This window comes from Nocardia sp. NPDC003693, assembly GCF_053981095.1.
Window position 1 is genome coordinate 1 of record NZ_JBSFNO010000047.1, and the last position, 15,307, is coordinate 15,307.

A 15,307-nucleotide genomic window follows, 5' to 3' on the forward strand; every position below is an offset into this window, starting at 1 on the left:
GTCCCATTCCGAACCCGGAAGCTAAGGCCACCAGCGCCGATGGTACTGCACTCGACAGGGTGTGGGAGAGTAGGTCACCGCCGGAACATCATTCGCAAGAACCCTCAGCCTTCGGGCTGGGGGTTCTTGTCGGGTTCAGGTTCGGAAGTATTCTGTGTGGTTTTGCTATCGAGGGCCCGGAGTGAAGACGGGCGGATAGTCGAGCCGGCACGAGAGTAGGTCACCGCCGGAACATCCTTCACGAAAGGGGACCCATATTTGGGTCCCCTTTCGTCGTTTTACACCCGGTGCCGCTTGGACGCTCAGCGGCGCGTGATTGAATTTGTGGTGGCGGGGACCTCCCGTCAGACCCTCACGCGCGCCAGCGCCGCGGGCCGGGACCGCAGGCAAACTATAGAGAGGGCTCACCGTGTCGGAGCAGAACGACGACCGCAAACCTTTCCGCCGTAGTAGCGGTGGAACCGGTCAGGGCGGCGGCTTCGGCGGCCGGCGGGACGAGGGCCGACCGGGCGGCAGAGACCGCGCCGAGGGTGGCAGCCGCGACGGCGGCTCCTCTCGCAACGGTGGCTTCAATCGCAGCGGCGGCGGTGAGCGCAGCGGTGGCTACAACCGCGACGATCGCGGTGGCGAGCGCGGCGGATTCAATCGCGGCGGGGACCGCGACAACGCGGGGCGCGGCGGCTTCTCCAGAGACAACAGAGGTAGCCGGGACGGCGGCCGCGGCGGCTTCAACCGTGGCGGCGACAGTCGTGGCGCTGACCGGGGCGGATTCAACCGCTCCGACGACACCCGTGGTGGCGAGCGCGGCGGGTTCAACCGCGGCGGCGGCGGCGACCGGGGTGGGTTCAACCGTGGTGGCGACAACCGCGGCGGTGAGCGCGGCGGATTCTCGCGCGACAGCCGTGACGGCGAGCGCGCCGGCGGGTTCAATCGTGGCGGTGACAGCCGCGGTGGTGAGCGCGGCGGCTTCAGCCGTGGTGGCGAGCGCACCGGCGGCTACAACCGCGGTGGCGACAACCGCGGCTCCGATCGTGGCGATAGCCGGGGTGGATTCAACCGCGGTGGCGGCGATGGCCGCGGTGGTGAGCGCGGTGGATTCTCGCGCGGTGGCGATAGTCGCGGTGGTGAGCGCAGCGGCGGCTACAACCGTGGCAGTGACCGCGGCGGGTACAACCGCGACAATCGTGGCGATGACCGGGGCGCGTTCAACCGTTCCGACGACAATCGCGGCGGGTTCAAGCGCGACGGCGACCGTGGCGGCTTCAAGCGTGATGACAATCGTGGCGGCGACCGCGGCGGCTACAACCGTGGCGATGACAGTCGCGGTGGCGACACCCGGGGTGGTTTCAACCGCGGCGGTGGCGAGCGCGGTGGCTACAACCGCGAGGACCGCGGTGGCGACCGTGGCGGGTTCAAGCGTGAGGGCGGCACAGATCGCGGTGGCTACAACCGTGACGACCGCGGTAGCGACCGCGGTGGTTTCAAGCGGGACGACGCTCGCGGCGACAGCCGTGGCGGCTTCCAGCGCGGGGAGAACCGTGGCGAGCGCGGCGGTTACAACCGCGAGGACCGCGGTGGCGATCGCGGCGGGTTCAAACGTGACGACAACCGCGGTGGCTTCAAGCGGGACGACAACCGTGGCGGCGACCGGGATCGCAGCGACGAGCGGAAGAGCTTCGGGCGCAGCGGTTCCGGCGACAGCGACCGTGCCGAGCGTGGCGGCGATCGTCCGGAGCGTTCGTTCGCCGGCGACGACCGCCGCCGGGGCGGCGAGGGTGCGCGGGCCGGTGGCAGCGAGCGCCGGGCGGGACGCCCGGACGAGCCGGCCCTGCCCGACGAGATCCAGGCGTCCGACCTCGAGCCCGCGGTTCGCCGGGATCTGCTGAGCCTGGACAAGTCCAATGCCGAGACCGTCGCCCGGCACCTGGTCATGGTGGCGCAGCTGCTCGGTGAGGATCCCGAGCTGGCCCTCGAGCACGCCCGGGCGGCGCGGCAGCGCGCCGGTCGTATCGCCGTGGTCCGCGAGACCAACGGCGTCGCGGCCTATCACGCCGGGGAGTGGGCCGAGGCCCTGTCGGAGCTGCGCACCGCGCGCCGCATGTCCGGTGGTTCGGGTCTGCTGGCCGTCATGGCCGACTGCGAGCGCGGTCTGGGTCGCCCCGAGCGCGCCATCGAGCTGGGCCGCAGCGACGAGGCCCGGCAGCTGGAGGGCGACGAGGCCACCGAACTGCGCATCGTGGTCGCGGGCGCCCGGATGGATCTGGGCCAGTTCGATCAGGCCGTGGTGACGTTGCAGACCGCCGAACTCGATCCGGCTCGGACCGGTTCGGCCGCGGCGCGCCTGTTCTACGCCTACGCCGAGGCGCTGCTGGCCGCCGGCCGCAACGAGGAATCGCTGACCTGGTTCATGAACGCCGCGTCCGCCGACACCGACGGTGAGACCGACGCCGAGGACCGGGCCGCCGATCTGGCCGAGGGCGGCGACGGCCGGGGCTGGACCCTGCCGGACGGAGACGCCGAAGACGAAGCGGGCGAACCGGATTGGACCGCCGCGGTCGAGGATGACGAGGACGACGACGAGAGCGACGATTCGCCCGAGGTCCTCGATGCCGCCGATTCCGGTGCCGCCGCCGCCGAGTTCGGCGATGATGACGACACCGCGGATTCCGGCTCGATCGCCGAATCCGCCGGTGCGGCCGGTAAGCCGGCCGTGACGACCATCGAAGATCCGCCCGGCGACTGGTCCGAGGCGGCCAAGGATGACGATCGGTCCTGAAGTCGGCTGGGAGAGCTGACATTCGGTGTGACCGCCGCCCGCGCACCGGGCGGCGGTTCGCATCCGGGACCGGGGAGTGAGAAGGGGCGGCACCATGCGGCTACGGGATCGATTCGGCGCGCTACTGCTCGATCTGGACGGCACGCTGTATCGCGGGCACGACGTGATTCCCGGTGCGCCGCAGGCGCTTTCGGGTGATCCTGCGGCGAATTCCGGGGATGTCCCGGCGCAGCGGCTCATGTACGTGACCAACAACGCCAGCCGTTCGGCCGCCGCGGTGGCCGCGCATCTGCGCGAACTCGATTACCCCGCAACCGAAGACGACGTGGTGACCAGCGCCCAGGCCGCCGCCGGTCTGCTCGCGACCCGGCTGGACCCGGGCGCCACCGTCCTGGTGGTCGGCACCGACGATCTCGTGGCCGAGGTACGCGCGGTCGGCCTGGAGCCGATTCGCCGTTTCAACGGCGTGGCCCCGGCCGCGGTGGTGCAGGGCCACAATCCGCAGACCGCCTGGGCCGATCTGGCCGAGGCCGCCTACGCGCTGCGCGCCGGCGCGCTCTGGGTGGCCGCCAACACCGACGCCACCCTGCCCAACGAACGCGGGCTCGCGCCCGGCAACGGTTCCATGGTCGCCGCGCTGCGCACCGCCTCGGATCGGCAGCCGATCGTGGCGGGCAAGCCCTACGCCCCGCTGATCGAGGACGCCCTGCTGCGCGCGGGCACCCGCGACGCCCTGGTGGTCGGTGACCGCCTGGACACCGACATCGACGGCGGCCACAGCGTCGGCCTGCCCTCCCTGCTCGTCCTGACCGGCGTCAGCACCCTGGCGGACCTGGATCGCCGGCCTGCCGACCGTCTCCCCACCTACGTGGCCGAGTCCCTCGACGCCCTGAACCACCCGGTCGCCGACGTCGCACCCCCGCCCCCGGGCGATATCGCCGCGACCCTCACTAAGCTCTTCGCCGAGCACCCCGGCCGCGCGATCCCGGTCTCCGCGCCCCCGTCCGGGAACTGAAGCGCCGCCTTCGGGATCCCCGGCGCGGTCTCCAACGGGCACGCGCCGGGAGTCGGCGAAGCATCCCGAAGCCATCGACCACAGGGGCATACCGGCCGCGTTTCGCCGGGCGAAGATGCTCTGCGCCGCAAGCACAGTCGCCGGCATGCGGCACGCTGATCACCGAATCGTCCCGTGGCGGTCTAGCCGCGGAGGGGCCGCCCCGGGCCCGGACATGCGCCGAAGCGGGTTCGCGCGAACCCGCTTTGCCGATTATCGCGTCGGCGAGGGGCGGAAGCCTCCCGGCCGGCGTCGTGGCATTGGGCTTCGGCGTCGCGGGGATCGTCGCGTATTCGGACGGGGCGAGCGCAACGAGGCGGGCGCGCCCGAATGGTCTGTCACACTTCGCCCGAAGTGGCTCTCGGACCGGGCTCGCGGGCTGAACTACCGTCGAGCCATGAGCGAACTACGGGAGATCTTCGCGGGTGAGACCGGGCTGGGCGGGCCCGCGCTGCTGGAGTTGCGGCCGCGGTGGGGGAGCGCCGAGGCGATCACCCGGCTCGTCGACGAGCAGTTGCGGCCCGCCGGGTACCGGTTGATCGGGGTCTTCGACGACGCCTCCGAGCACGCTCGCTCGATCCTGGGTTTCCGGGTCACCCATTCGACGGCGTGGGGCCGGTTCGTGTACGTCGACGACGTCAGCACCGTGCCGGACGCGCGCGGCAACGGATACGCCGATCAGCTCGTGAGCTGGGTGAAGGGTGAGGCCGAGCGGCTCGATTGTGAAGCGGTGCACCTGGATTCCGGTGTCGCGGCGAACCGCGCCGCGGCGCATCGGCTGTACATGCGCCATCACCTGGCCATCACCTCGCACCACTTCTCGGTCGAGGTCTGAGCCGCGCCGGCGCGCGCACGGCGCCGACGCCACGGCTCCGGCGCGCGCACGGCGCCGACGCCACGGCTCCGGCGCCGATCCGCGATACGGTCGCTGCCCCGCGCCCAGGGAGTTCGGTGCGCCCGGCCGGGTTAGCGTCGCGGTGGCCGGCGGATTGCCCCTGCGCTACAGGGGTTTGCGCGCCTCGACCAGGGTCCGCGCGGAGTAGGCGACGAACGGTCCGTCGGCCTCGATCAGCGCGTGCAACTCGGCCAGCCGATCCCGGTACTGCTCGACCGTGAACCCCGGCACCATCCAGATCACCTTGCGCAGGAAGTACACCACGGCCCCGATGTCGTTGAACTCCATACGAAGCCGCTCGGTCCGGGACCCGACGATCTCCAGCCCGGCCGCGCGCGCGTCGGCGGCCTCCCGTTCGGGATCGCGGCCCTTGCGTGCCTCGGGCTGAGGTCCCAGGAAGTACTCGACGAGTTCGAACACGCTCGCCGGCCCGACGTGCTGCGCGAAGTAGACGCCGCCGGGTTCGAGCACCCGGGCGATCTCCGCCCACCAGATCGTGGCGGGGTGGCGGCTGGTGACCAGGTCGAACGCCGAGTCGGCGAACGGTAGCGGCGGCTCGTCCGGATCGGCGACCACCACCGCTCCGCGCGGGTGCAGCAGCCGGGTGGCCTCGGCCAGGTTCGGCGGCCAGGATTCGGTGGCGACCATCGTGGGCGGGAACTTCTCGGCCTCGGCGAGCACCTCGCCGCCTCCGGTCTGGATGTCCAGCGCCGCCCGGGCCGTCGCCAGCCTGCCCGCCTGTTGCCGCTGATAGCCCCAGGACGGCCGCTCCTCGGTGGCCCGGCCCGCCAGCCAGGAGAAATCCCAGCCGGCCACCGAGACCGCGTCCGCTTCCGCGATCAGGTCCTCGAAGTCGCGTTCCATGGGGTCGATTCTCGCCGATAGCTGCCGGGCCCCCGGACCCGGCAGGGTACGTGTGTTCGAATGCGGGTTCGGGTAGCGTTGTCGCCACCATGAGTACGCCAAGCCCTGTCCCGTACGGCGCTGCCGCCGCGCAGCCCGCCCGGCCGCTACCCGGCCAGGGGCCCCGCCCGGGGGCTCCGCTGCCCGGTCAGCACCTGCCGGGTACGAATCAGGAATTCGCCGACCCGCAGCGGGTCCGCGCGGAGGTCGACGCCCTGCTGGCCGAATTGTCGGCCGGGGCACGGGAATCCACGGCCGAGGGCACCGATATCGTTCGGCGCGCCCGCATTCTGGAGCAGGCGCACGATGTGCTGGTGCAGGCCCTGGCCACGGTGGACAAGGTCTGACGGTGGTCAAACGCGCACGGGTGGACGCGGAACTGGTTCGCCGCGGACTGGCGCGATCGCGGGAGCACGCGGTCGAGCTGATCAACGCGGGTCGCGTCCTGATCAACGGCAGTGTCGCCACGAAGGCGGCGACGGGTGTGGAGGCCAGTGCCCCGCTGCTGGTTCGCGACGAGCCCGACGAGGTGCAGTGGGCGTCGCGCGGCGCGCACAAACTGCTGGGCGCGCTCGAGGCGTTCGAACCGCTCGGGGTCTCGGTCGAGGGGAAGCGCTGCCTGGACGCGGGCGCGTCCACCGGTGGTTTCACCGATGTGCTGCTCAGCAGGGGCGCGAAACAGGTCGTCGCCGCCGATGTCGGGTACGGCCAGCTCATCTGGCGTCTGCAGAACGACGATCGGGTGCTGGTGCACGACCGCACCAACGTTCGCGCGCTGAACCCCGAACTGATCGGCGGGACAGTCGAATTGGTTGTCGCCGATCTCTCGTTCATCTCCCTGGGCCTGGTGCTGCCCGCGCTGGCCTCCTGCTGCGCGCCCGGCGCCGATCTGCTGCCCATGGTCAAACCGCAGTTCGAGGTCGGCAAGGACCGGCTCGGATCCGGTGGCGTGGTGCGCGATCCGGCGCTGCGCGCGGAGACGGTGCTGGAGGTCGCGGCCGCCGCGGCGAAGCTGGGCCTGCGGACCCGGGGCGTGGTGGCGAGCCCGCTGCCCGGCCCGTCCGGGAATGTGGAGTACTTCCTGTGGTTGCGTAATGAGGCGGCGGGAGCTCCGGCCGCGGGAGAAAATACTGTCGCGCAGCACGATGCCGATCAATCCGCCGGTGGCGATACCGTGTCGGTCGTAACCGATACGGTATCGGCCGCAGCGGATTCGGCCGTTGCCGCAGATCTCGCGTTCACCGCCTTCGGGCCGGCGGAGCGGGATCGCGTGCAGGGGTTGATCGATCGGGCGGTTCAGGAGGGACCACAGTGAATTCGCCGGGCACCGGACGGGAAGTCCTGCTGGTCGCGCATCCCGGGCGGTCGGAGATCACCGAGACCGCGCACCGGGCGGCCAAGATCTTCTCCGAGGCGGGTATCGGGTTGCGGGTCCTCGAGGACGAGGCCTACAGCACCCGTTTCGATCTCGACGAGCAGGGCGAGCCCGACGGCGGCTATCCCGTGCGCGTCATGGCGCACACACCCGACGCCGCGGTGGGCGCGGAAATGGTGCTCGCCCTCGGCGGCGACGGCACCTTCCTGCGCGCGGCCGAACTGGCCCGCAACGCCTCGGTGCCGGTGCTGGGAATCAATCTGGGCCGCATCGGTTTTCTCACCGAGGCCGAGGCCGAGCACCTGGACGAGGCGCTATCACAGGTCGTGCGCCGCGATTACACCATCGAAGAGCGCATGACCATCGATGTGAGCGTGCGGGTCGACGATGTGCTCGTCGATTCCGGCTGGGCCCTGAACGAGGCCAGTATCGAGAACGCCGCGCGCATGGGCGTTCTCGAGGTGGTGCTCGAGGTGGACGGCCGCCCGGTGTCGTCGTTCGGCTGCGACGGTGTGCTGGTGGCCACTCCGACGGGGTCCACCGCATACGCCTTCTCCGCCGGCGGGCCGGTGGTGTGGCCGCAACTCGAAGCGCTGCTGGTGATTCCGAGCAACGCCCATGCCCTGTTCGCCCGGCCCCTGGTGACCAGCCCCGATTCCCGGATCGCGGTGGAAACCGTTGCCACGGGCCATGATGCGATAGTTTTCCTCGACGGCCGTCGCACCCTCGCATTGCCGCGGGGCGGCCGGGTGGAGGCGGTCCGCGGGACCGAATCGGTGCGGTGGGTGCGGCTCGATTCCGCGCCGTTCGCCGACCGGATGGTGCGCAAATTCCAGTTGCCCGTGACAGGCTGGCGAGGCCGAGCGTCTGCGCGAACGGAGAGCACGAGTGCTGACAGAGATCAGGATTGACGGGCTGGGCGTAATTTCCACGGCCACCGCGCAATTCCACGAAGGACTGACCGTACTGACCGGTGAGACCGGTGCGGGCAAGACCATGGTGGTCACCAGCCTGCATCTGCTCAGCGGCGCGCGCGCCGATCCGGGACGGGTGCGCCTGGGCGCCTCGCGGGCGGTGGTCGAGGGGCGCTTCACCGTCGACGCGGTGCACGACGGCGCGATTCTCGAGGTCAAGGAGGTGCTCGAATCCTCCGGCGCGGAAACCGATGACGACGGCAGCATCATCGCCGTGCGCACGGTCGGCAGCGATGGCCGCTCGCGCGCGCATCTGGGCGGGCGCAGCGTTCCGGCCTCGGTCCTCTCGGATTTCACCACCCCGTTGCTGACCGTGCACGGGCAGAACGATCAGTTGCGCCTGCAGCGGCCGGATCAGCAGCTGCACGCGCTGGATCAGTTCGCGGCCGACGCCGTCGCCCCGCTGCTGCGCAAGTACCAGAAGGTGCGCCGCACCTGGCTCGAGGCGCGCAACCAGTTGCTCGAGCGCACCGCGCGCAGTCGCGAACTGGCGCTGGAGGCCGATCATCTGACCCAGTCGCTCAACGAGATCGACGCGATCGCGCCCGAGCCCGACGAGGACGCGCGGATCGTCGTCGAGGTGCGCAGGCTCTCGGATCTGGATTCGCTGCGTGAGGCCGCCGCGGCCGCGCACGACGCCCTGGCCGGGCCCTCGGACACCCCGGGGGAGGGTTCGGGCGCGCTGGATCTGCTGGGCACCGCTCGCGCGCGCCTGGAGGCCGCCGACGATCCGGCGCTGACCGCGCTGGGGCCGCGGCTGGGCGAGGCGCTGTCGGTGGTGGTGGATCTGACCACCGAGCTCAGCTCCTACCTGTCGGATCTGCCGTCGGATCCGGGCGCGCTGGACTCCCTGCTCACCCGGCAGGCCGAGCTCAAGACCCTGACCCGCAAGTACGCCCCGGACATCGACGGCGTCATCGCCTGGGCCGACGAGTCCAGAACGCGCCTGCAGTCGCTCGACGTCTCGGACGAGGCGCTGGCGGCCCTGGCCGCGGAGGTGGAGACCGCCGCGGACAAGGTGCGCGAGGCAGCCCGCAAGCTGACCGTGGCCCGCGGCAAGGCCGCGGGCAAGCTGGCCACCGCGGTCAGCGCCGAACTGAGCGGTCTGGCCATGGGCCGGGCCCGGCTCGAGGTCGGGGTGCGCCCGGTTCCGGCCGGTGCGCAGGATTCCGCGCCGCTGCTGGTGGACGGGCAGGAGCTGCACGCCGGTTCCACCGGGGTGGACGAGGTGGAGTTCCGGCTCGCCGCGCACTCGGGCGCGCAGCCGCTGCCCCTGAGCCGCAGCGCTTCCGGCGGTGAGCTCTCGCGCATCATGCTCGCGCTCGAGGTGGTGCTCGCCAGTTCCGAGCACGGCACGACCATGGTCTTCGACGAGGTCGACGCCGGTGTCGGCGGCCGGGCCGCGGTCGAGATCGGCCGTCGCCTGGCGCAATTGGCGCGCACCCACCAGGTCATCGTGGTGACCCACCTGCCGCAGGTGGCGGCGTTCGCCGACACCCACCTGATGGTGGACAAGGTCGACGACGGCAAGGGCGTCAACTCCGGGGTGCGGTCGCTGACCCGGGACGAGCGGGTCGTGGAACTGGCCCGCATGCTCGCCGGCCTGGACGACACCGAGACCGGTCGCGCGCACGCCTGGGAGTTGCTGACCACGGCCGACGCCGAAAAGGTCACCGCCGCACACTGATCCGACGGAGGGACAGCGAACGGCCCCCGAACACATCGTGTTCGGGGGCCGTGTCGTTCGATTCACCTGATCCGGCGTGCTGCGGAACACCTCTCGCGCCGCGCCGCCGCGAGCCGCGGGGGACTCGGAGCGGTGCGCGGCGGTGTGGCTCGCGCCGGATCAGCCGATCGGGTTGCCGCCCGGCCTATTTGACGGCCTTGCGCGCACCGGCCAGGAACTGGTTGATCAGGGCGCGCAGCCCGATCTCGAGGACCTTGGCCGGCACCGGCAGGCTCGGTTCGGAGTCCATGGTGTAGACCACGCGGGTGCCGCCGGGGGCGTCGGCGAAGGTCACGGTGCCGTAGTGCCGCTTGACCGGCGCGCCCTTGACGATCTTGTAGACGAAGCGCTCGTTGGGGACCAGTTCGACGGTCTCCTCCGTGACGCCGACCGGGCCCAGACCCAGCTGGTACTGCGCGCCGACGCCGGACGGGCTGCCGGCTCCCGGCTTCTTGAGCACGATCTGGATCGGCATGAAGCTCGAAATGCTGTCGCGGTCGGTGAAAAGCTTGTAGACGACGTCGCGCGGGGCGTTCAGGACAGTATCGACGGTGGTGCTGGCCATAACGGTGGTGTCTCCTCTCGAACCGTTGCCCGGAGCATATCTGTACCGGATGTTCACGGATACCGGCATCACTGTGACCGATGTGGCATCACAGTGACGAATGCGGCGGCCCGGCGCGCCTCCACCACAGGTTGAGACTTTCCGATAATCATCAGTTGCTATGAAGATGCTGGGACTGCTGTCGCGCAACTCCGAAACGCTCCCCGGAATCGTGGGGCCGGCCCGGGTGGACCGCAACACCAGGCGTCTGCTGCAGCGCGTGGGACCGGGCGACATCGTCTTCCTGGACGAGATGGACCTGGACCGGCTCACCGCCGACCGCCTGGTGCAGGCCCGGGTCGCCGCGGTGGTGAACGCCTCGCCCTCCATCTCCGGCCGCTACCCGAATCTGGGTCCGGAGGTGCTGGTGGCCAACGGCGTCCTGCTGCTCGACGCGGTCAGCTCCGATGTCTTCACCCGGATCAAGGACGGCACGCGGGTACGCGTCGACGGCGGCGTGGTGTACGCCGACAAGTCGAGCAAGAAGGAACCCGAAGCGCTCGTGGACGGCATCGAGCTCACCGAACTCGGTATCGCCGAGCGCATGATCGAGGCCCGCAACGGGCTGGCCGATCACCTGGAAGCCTTCGCGGGCAACACCATCGAGTTCATCCGCACCGAAAGCTCGCTGCTGATAGACGGAATCGGCGTACCCGAGGTCGCGGTCGACATGCGCAAGAAGCACGTCGTCGTCGTGGCCGACGGACCCGACCACGCCGATGATCTCAAGCGCATCAAGCCTTTCATCAAGGAATACGCGCCCATCCTCATCGGCGTCGGCCGCGGCGCGGACACCCTGATCCGCCACGGCTACCGCCCCGACCTCATCGTCGGCGACCCCGAGGAGATCACCGCCAACACCCTCAAGTGCGGGGCCGAGGTGATCCTGCCCGCCGATACCGACGGGCACGCAAAGGGTTTGGAGCGAATTCAGGATCTCGGCATCGGCGCGACCACCTTCCCGTCCTCGGGCGCGCCCGCCGATCTGGCGCTGCTGCTCGCCGATCACCACGGCGCGAGCCTGATCGTCACCGCGGGCGCGGCGGTCTCGCTCGACGAGTTCTTCGATCGCGGCCGCCGCGATTCCAACCCGGCCACCTTCCTCACCAGATTGAAGATCGGCACCAAGCTCATGGACGCGAAAGCCGTTGCGGTGCTGTACCGCCAGCGCGGTTCGGGCTGGGCGATCGCCCTGGTGGTGCTGGCCGCGCTGGTGGCGCTCATCGTCGCGATGCTGGCCACCCACATGGGCGCCGAGGTCCTGGACTGGACCACCAACGCCTGGGATCGCACCTGGCTGTGGATACAGAACACGATCGACGGAATCAGGTAGGGGAGTCGTGCTTTCCTTTCGCCACCACGCTGTTTCGATCGCCGCCGTCTTCCTGGCCCTCGCGGTCGGGGTGGTGCTCGGCAGCCAGACCCGCTCGGACGGTTTCATCCCCGGTAGGGGCGACCGGCCCGCGAGCGACGCGCTGATCGCCGAGAACGACCGGCTCACCGCGCAATTGCGCGCCGCCGACGACTTCCTGTCCGGCGCGGCGGGCAAACTGCTCGCGGGCAATCTGGCCGGGCGCAGCGTCCTGGTGTTCGCCGCCCCGGACGCCGACGCCGCCGACGTCGACGCGGTGAGCGCGGCGCTGCTGGCCGCGGGCGCCGCCGTCACCGGCCGCGTCACCCTCGCCGAGGCGTTCACCGACTCCGGCGAGAGCGATCGGCTGCGCACCGCGCTCACCAACGTGGTGCCCGCCGGCGGGCAACTGCGCGTCGACGCACCCGATCAGGGCAGCCTGGCCGGCGACCTGCTCGGACAGGTCCTGCTCACCGATCCGGCCACCGGTCAGCCGCGCGGCACCGATCCCGAACGCGGGCTCGCCCTGGAGACCCTGCGCGGCGGCGGCTTCCTCACTTCCGATGTGCAGGGCCCGGCGCAACTGTCGGTCGTGGTGGCCGGGGACGGCGCCCGCGCGCCCGAGAGCAATCGCGGCACCATCCTGGCGCGCTTCGCCGCGGGCCTGCGCGCGCATTCGGCCGGCGTGGTGCTGGCGGGTCGCTACGGGGCCGCCGAGGGACCCGGCGCGATCGCCGTGGCACGCTCGGAGGCGCCGCTGGCAACGATCACGACGGTGGACAACGTCGACCACCAGATCGGCCGCATCACCACCGTGCTCGGGCTCACCGAACAGCTGAACGGCGGCACCGGGCGATACGGCACCGGGGCGTCCGCGACCTCGCTCACAGTCGTGGCCATGCCGCACTGACCGGAACCGGCCGCCGACGGGCAATATTCGCGTTAACGACGGGGGCCGGGCCGGAATCGCGGGGATGTCCGCCGCGTGGCATTCGATCGGCATCCGGGGTTCGTGTTACCGTGAAGTCCCGTGGGTCAATCACGGATTCCGGCGCGCGCGGCCACGAAACACATCTTCGTCAGCGGTGGCGTTGCCTCTTCACTCGGTAAGGGTCTGACCGCCTCCAGCCTCGGTCAGCTGCTCACGTCGCGCGGTTTGCGCGTGACGATGCAGAAGTTGGATCCGTACCTCAACGTCGATCCAGGCACGATGAATCCTTTCCAGCACGGAGAGGTGTTCGTGACCGAGGACGGCGCGGAAACGGACCTCGACGTGGGTCACTACGAACGCTTCCTCGATCGCGATCTCTCCGGGATCGCGAATGTCACCACCGGTCAGATCTATTCGACCGTGATCGCCAAGGAGCGCCGCGGCGAATACCTCGGCGACACCGTGCAGGTCATCCCGCACATCACCGACGCCATCAAGGCCCGGATCACCGCGATGGCGGAGCCGGACCTGCACGGCCAGGTGCCCGACGTGGTCATCACCGAAATCGGCGGCACCGTCGGCGATATCGAGTCGCAGCCGTTCCTCGAGGCGGCTCGGCAGATCCGCCACGAGGTGGGCCGGGACAACTGCTTCTTCCTGCACGTCACGCTGGTGCCCTACCTGGGTCCCTCGGGCGAGCTGAAGACCAAGCCGACCCAGCACTCGGTGGCGGCGCTGCGCAACATCGGCATCCAGCCCGATGCCCTGATCCTGCGCTGCGATCGCGATGTGCCGGAACCGCTCAAGAACAAGATCGCCCTCATGTGCGACGTGGACGTGGATGCCTGCATCTCGACCCCCGACGCGCCGTCGATCTACGACATCCCCAAGGTGCTGCACCGCGAGGGTCTGGACGCGTACGTCGTGCGCCGCCTGGGCCTGCCGTTCCGCGATGTGGACTGGACCGTGTGGGGCGATCTGCTCGATCGGGTGCACAACCCGCGCGAGCACGTCACCGTGGCGCTGGTCGGCAAGTACGTCGACCTGCCCGACGCCTACCTCTCGGTCACCGAGGCGCTGCGCGCCGGCGGTTTCGCCTCGCACGCCAAGGTGAACATCCGCTGGGTGCAGTCCGACGAGTGCGAGACCGAGGCCGGTGCGCGCACGCACCTGGCAGACGTCGACGCCGTGCTCATCCCGGGCGGCTTCGGCATTCGCGGTATCGAGGGCAAGGTCGGGGCGATCAAGTTCACCCGCACCCGCGGCATTCCCACCCTGGGCCTGTGTCTGGGCCTGCAGTGCATGGTGATCGAATCCGCGCGGTCGGTGGGCCTGGACGACGCCAACTCGACCGAGTTCGAGCCGGACGTCAAGTACCCGGTCATCTCCACCATGGCCGATCAGGAACAGGCCGTGGCCGGTGAGGCGGATCTGGGCGGCACCATGCGCTTGGGCGCGTATCCGGCGGTGCTGGAGCAGGATTCGGTGGTGGCGCAGGCCTACGGCAGCACGGAGGTGTCCGAGCGGCACCGCCATCGCTTCGAGGTCAACAACACCTACCGGGACAAGATCGCCAAGAGCGGTCTGCGTTTCAGCGGCACCTCCCCGGACGGCCACCTGGTCGAGTTCGTGGAGCTGCCGCAGGACAAGCATCCGTTCTTCGTCGCCACCCAGGCGCACCCGGAGCTCAAGTCCCGTCCGACGCGCCCGCACCCGCTGTTCGCGGCGCTCATCTCGGCCGCGCTGAAGTACAAGGCGGCCGAACAGCTTCCGGTCGAGCTCACCCCCGAGCCCGCCGCCGAAGCGGTCAAGCCCGCGGCGGCCGCCAAGGCCGCGAAGGGCGACAAGGTCAAGAGCTGACGGCCGCGGGCGCTGTGCCGCCCGCGGTCCTCGGACCCGGTTTCTCCCGAGGCCCGGCCCCGAACACCCGCCTCCACGGCGGTGTTCGGGGCCGGGCCTTCGGCGTTCGGTGTCCGGGCCCGGGTCGGTCCCGCACCCGGCCCGATAAGGTTGGCCCATGGCTGACTCCGCGCCCGGCACGCATGACTTCGACACCGTTTCGAGCCGCACCGTGTACGAGGGCGCGATTCTGGCGCTCCGGCTGGATCAGGTGGCCATGCCCGGCGGGCGGGTCGCCGAGCGCGAGGTGATCGAACATCACGCGGCGGTGGCGGTGGCCGCGGTGGACGAGGACGACAATCTGGTGCTGATCAACCAGTACCGCCATCCGATCGGGCGGAGGCTGCTCGAGCTGCCCGCGGGCCTGCTGGACGCGCCGGGGGAGGATCCGCTGCACGCGGCCCAGCGCGAATTGGCCGAGGAGACCGGGCTCGCCGCGCGCGAGTGGTCGGTGCTGGTGGACATCGAGCTCTCGCCCGGCTTCACCGACGAGGCGCTGCGCATCTACCTGGCCTCGGGCCTGTACGAGACCGAGCAGCCCGAACCCGAGCACGAGGAAGCCGACCTGCAGGTGCTGCGGGTGCCGGTCGCCGAGGCCGCGCGCCGGGCCCTCGCGGGCGAGATCACCAACGCCACCGCGGTCGCGGGCGTCACCGCGCTGCTGGCCGCCCGGGCCGCGGGCCTCGAGCCGCGCCCCGCCGACGCGCCCTGGCCCGGCCTGCCCACGAAGTTCCTGAATCGCAAAGCCGCCGAGAAATAGCGGGTATCGCCGCCTCCTCGGGTATCCGTGCTGGTCAAGGCTTTTCGACCGGACCGGTT

General features: G+C 70.6%; 12 protein-coding genes, 1 rRNA gene and 1 pseudogene. 12 read left to right on the forward strand and 2 right to left on the reverse strand.

Annotation, left to right across the window (positions count from 1 at the left end):
- The 4 genes and pseudogenes from rrf to ACWDOP_RS33870 all read left to right on the forward strand — a co-directional run.
- Positions 1 to 86, forward strand: a 5S ribosomal RNA gene (gene rrf, locus ACWDOP_RS33855); the annotation flags it as partial.
- A 1,367-nt stretch (positions 87 to 1,453) separates the two neighbouring features.
- Positions 1,454 to 2,470 (forward strand): annotated as a pseudogene (locus ACWDOP_RS33860) (hypothetical protein); the annotation flags it as partial.
- Between the two features lie 400 nt (positions 2,471 to 2,870).
- Positions 2,871 to 3,791 (forward strand): HAD-IIA family hydrolase, encoded by a 921-nt coding sequence (locus ACWDOP_RS33865; RefSeq protein ID WP_456348314.1) that lies wholly within the window; start codon positions 2,871 to 2,873, stop codon positions 3,789 to 3,791.
- A gap of 436 nt (positions 3,792 to 4,227) precedes the next feature.
- Positions 4,228 to 4,665, forward strand: a complete 438-nt coding sequence (locus tag ACWDOP_RS33870; RefSeq protein WP_456348315.1) for a GNAT family N-acetyltransferase — start codon at positions 4,228 to 4,230, stop codon at positions 4,663 to 4,665.
- 165 nt (positions 4,666 to 4,830) lie between these two features.
- Here the strand turns inward: ACWDOP_RS33870 and ACWDOP_RS33875 are convergent, their stop codons facing one another.
- Positions 4,831 to 5,589, reverse strand: a complete 759-nt coding sequence (locus ACWDOP_RS33875) for a class I SAM-dependent methyltransferase (protein ID WP_456348316.1) — start codon at positions 5,587 to 5,589, stop codon at positions 4,831 to 4,833.
- 89 nt (positions 5,590 to 5,678) lie between these two features.
- Here ACWDOP_RS33875 and ACWDOP_RS33880 point away from each other — a divergent pair, with 89 nt between their 5' ends.
- Genes ACWDOP_RS33880 through recN form a run of 4 tightly spaced genes read left to right on the forward strand, consistent with a single transcriptional unit; the run spans position 5,679 to position 9,664 of the window.
- Entirely contained in the window at positions 5,679 to 5,975 is a 297-nt protein-coding gene (locus ACWDOP_RS33880; RefSeq protein WP_454200093.1) for a hypothetical protein, read from the forward strand.
- Between the two features lie 2 nt (positions 5,976 to 5,977).
- Complete coding sequence (locus ACWDOP_RS33885) at positions 5,978 to 6,943, forward strand: TlyA family RNA methyltransferase (protein WP_456348317.1); 966 nt, start codon at positions 5,978 to 5,980, stop codon at positions 6,941 to 6,943.
- On the forward strand, positions 6,940 to 7,914 hold the full coding sequence (locus tag ACWDOP_RS33890) for an NAD kinase (RefSeq protein ID WP_454200095.1): 975 nt from the start codon (positions 6,940 to 6,942) through the stop codon (positions 7,912 to 7,914). The genes ACWDOP_RS33885 and ACWDOP_RS33890 overlap by 4 nt, the downstream gene beginning before the upstream one ends.
- Positions 7,892 to 9,664, forward strand: a complete 1,773-nt coding sequence (gene recN, locus ACWDOP_RS33895) for a DNA repair protein RecN (RefSeq protein WP_454200096.1) — start codon at positions 7,892 to 7,894, stop codon at positions 9,662 to 9,664. The genes ACWDOP_RS33890 and recN overlap by 23 nt, the downstream gene beginning before the upstream one ends.
- Positions 9,665 to 9,848: 184 nt before the next feature.
- Here the strand turns inward: recN and ACWDOP_RS33900 are convergent, their stop codons facing one another.
- The gene (locus ACWDOP_RS33900) at positions 9,849 to 10,268 is read right to left on the reverse strand and encodes an SRPBCC family protein (RefSeq protein WP_456348318.1); all 420 of its coding nucleotides are present in this window, start codon (positions 10,266 to 10,268) and stop codon (positions 9,849 to 9,851) included.
- Between the two features lie 160 nt (positions 10,269 to 10,428).
- Here ACWDOP_RS33900 and steA point away from each other — a divergent pair, with 160 nt between their 5' ends.
- From steA to ACWDOP_RS33920, 4 genes are all read left to right on the forward strand, one after another.
- Positions 10,429 to 11,640: a putative cytokinetic ring protein SteA gene (gene steA, locus ACWDOP_RS33905; RefSeq protein WP_454200098.1), complete on the forward strand. Its 1,212-nt coding sequence runs from the start codon at positions 10,429 to 10,431 to the stop codon at positions 11,638 to 11,640.
- A 7-nt stretch (positions 11,641 to 11,647) separates the two neighbouring features.
- On the forward strand, positions 11,648 to 12,568 hold the full coding sequence (locus tag ACWDOP_RS33910) for a copper transporter (RefSeq protein ID WP_456348319.1): 921 nt from the start codon (positions 11,648 to 11,650) through the stop codon (positions 12,566 to 12,568).
- A gap of 120 nt (positions 12,569 to 12,688) precedes the next feature.
- Complete coding sequence (locus ACWDOP_RS33915) at positions 12,689 to 14,449, forward strand: CTP synthase (RefSeq protein ID WP_454200100.1); 1,761 nt, start codon at positions 12,689 to 12,691, stop codon at positions 14,447 to 14,449.
- Between the two features lie 157 nt (positions 14,450 to 14,606).
- Complete coding sequence (locus tag ACWDOP_RS33920; RefSeq protein WP_456348320.1) at positions 14,607 to 15,248, forward strand: NUDIX domain-containing protein; 642 nt, start codon at positions 14,607 to 14,609, stop codon at positions 15,246 to 15,248.
- Positions 15,249 to 15,307 lie beyond the last annotated feature (59 nt).